General features: G+C 33.4%; 3 protein-coding genes. All 3 read left to right on the forward strand.

The window, feature by feature from the left end:
* Positions 1-355: 355 nt before the first annotated feature.
* The gene (locus AB4Y90_RS17430; protein WP_441558834.1) at positions 356-1,060 is read left to right on the forward strand and encodes a class I SAM-dependent methyltransferase; all 705 of its coding nucleotides are present in this window, start codon (positions 356-358) and stop codon (positions 1,058-1,060) included.
* 188 nt (positions 1,061-1,248) lie between these two features.
* Entirely contained in the window at positions 1,249-1,800 is a 552-nt protein-coding gene (locus tag AB4Y90_RS17435; RefSeq protein WP_441558835.1) for a ferritin, read from the forward strand.
* A gap of 156 nt (positions 1,801-1,956) precedes the next feature.
* The coding region (locus AB4Y90_RS17440) for a GTPase (protein WP_441558836.1) at positions 1,957-2,543 on the forward strand (587 nt) is incomplete at its 3' end.

The following is a 2,543-nucleotide window of genomic DNA, read 5'->3' on the forward strand; positions in this document are numbered from 1 at the left end:
GTTTAATATTAAAAAATAGATTTATCCCAAATAAAACAACCAATATCAAAAGAATAATGTGAGTTGTTATATCATTATTTTCTTGTTTTACATAAAGAAAAATAACATTCATTACAATCAAGATAATTAATATTGGTAAGATGATTATGTTTGATTTTGAAGCAGTAAAATCAGTGTAAGTCTGAGTTTGTAATATTAAAATTAGAAAAAGAATTACAATACTAAAGTATCTTATAAAAAATTTCATTTCTACAAATCAATATTAGGTTAAATTCAAATATAGTCTAAATTGATATAATTAAATTGAAATAAAATTAAATTGTAAAGAATTATCTTTGCACCCACATTTACCACTATGAAAGACTTAATGGGACGCGCTATCTGGGATTATTTTCACAACGAAAATCCACAAGATCTGCAGACTGAAACTTCTATTTCCGAACTTGATGAACTTCCGGTAGCTTATCTTTTCAGAGATTTTGAAGAGATGAATAAAATTGAAAAGAAAGCTTTGAAGTTATCTTATGGAAAGGTTTTGGACATCGGAGCAGGAGCGGGTTCGCATTCTTTATATCTTCAGAATGAAAAGAATTTAGATGTTACCGCTTTAGACATTTCACCAAAGTCGATTGAAGTTTGTCAATTAAGAGGCATTAAAAAAGCAGTTGCTCAGAATATGCTTGAATTTTCTGAAGGAACTTTCGATACTGTTCTTTTATTAATGAATGGAACCGGAATTTTTCAGAGCTTGAAGGTGATTGATATTTATCTTAAAAAACTCCATTCTCTATTAAATAAAAGCGGGCAGATTCTTATTGACAGTACTGATATTCTGTATATGTTTGATGCCGATGAAGACGGCGGAGTTTACATTCCTGCGGAAGGATATTATGGTGAACTCGATTATATTGTACATTATAAAGGTGAGTCTGAAGATCCTATCAAATGGCTGTATCTTGATTTTAATACGTTAAAAAATGCCGCCGAAAATAACGGTTTTAAAATAGAAAAAGTGCTTCAGGATGAAGACTCATATCTCGCTAAACTAACAAAAAAATAATTAAATTTTTAAATTTAAAGCTGATTTTTAGAATGAGCGCTCATTTTATTTTAGACTAACTATAAATTAGACTCTTAAATGTGTGATTGATAGTGGTTTGTGTTTTTGATGGTTTAAAAAAATAATAAAATACTTCTCGCGGAATCATTTTTGTATCTTTAATAATAATCACATTTAAATATACAATTATGAATACTAACAGACTTTCACCTGCGCTGGAAAGAGCATTGAGTGACCAGATGAATAAAGAAATTCACGCTTCGCATACATTTTTATCGTACGGAATTTGGGCAGATGATAAAGGTTACCAGGGAATTGCTAATTTTTTGTACCGTCATGCACAGGAAGAGAGAAATCATTCTATAAAATTTATGGAATATGTTTTAAACAGAGGCGGAAAACCAAGAGTTGAAGCCATTCCCGCTCCGCCTGCTGATCCCGAAACTTTGACAGCATGTTTCGACGGAGTTTTTAAACATGAAGTAGACAATACAACTGCCATTTACCGTTTGGTAGATATGGCTTTGGAAGAAAAAGACTGGGCAACCTGGAATTTTATGCAGTGGTTTGTTCAGGAACAGATCGAGGAAGAAACTTTAGCTTCAAACCTAATTGATAAATTAAAAATTGCGGGTGGAGACAGAGCTACCGACGAATCGTTATTCACCTTAGATAATGCAATGGCTTCGGCGCCAAATGATGTTCCGTTGGCTCAGGACGCTACAGGAGATAATCCATAAACACAGATGCTTTAAAATTATTTCTGAAAAAATCCGTCAAAAATGTTGGCGGATTTTTTTATTATGAAATACGATTAAACTTCACTATATTTGCACGCTGAAAGTGAAAGGTAATTTAACCTCGCACTTTAAACCTCAAACTTTGAACTCACTATTATGAAATGTGGAATCGTAGGCTTACCGAATGTAGGTAAATCAACTCTTTTTAACTGCTTAAGCAATGCTAAAGCACAGTCGGCGAATTATCCTTTCTGTACCATCGAGCCGAACTTAGGAACGGTTTCTGTACCGGATCAGAGATTATTCGAGCTTGAAAAACTGGTAAATCCTGAAAGAGTTTTGCCTGCTGTTGTAGAGATTGTTGACATTGCAGGTCTTGTAAAAGGAGCGAGTAAAGGAGAAGGTTTAGGAAACCAATTCCTGGCAAATATTCGTGAGTGTGAAGCGATTATTCATGTTTTAAGATGTTTTGATAACGGAAATATCGTTCACGTTGAAGGTTCGGTTGATCCATTGAGAGATAAAGAAATTATCGATATCGAACTTCAGTTGAAAGATTTGGAAACAGTAGGAAAAGCTGTTGAAAAGGCAAAGAAGTTCATCAAATCTGGTAAGAAAGAGGATATTTTGACGTACGAAACGCTTCAGAATCTTCAGAAACACCTTGAAGATGGTAGAAATGCGAGAGAATTTGCAGTAAACGATTTAACGAAATCGATCATTAGTGATGTTCAGCTTTTAAC

The organism is Chryseobacterium sp. 2TAF14 (assembly GCF_052115105.1).
Classification (GTDB): Bacteria; Bacteroidota; Bacteroidia; order Flavobacteriales; family Weeksellaceae; genus Chryseobacterium.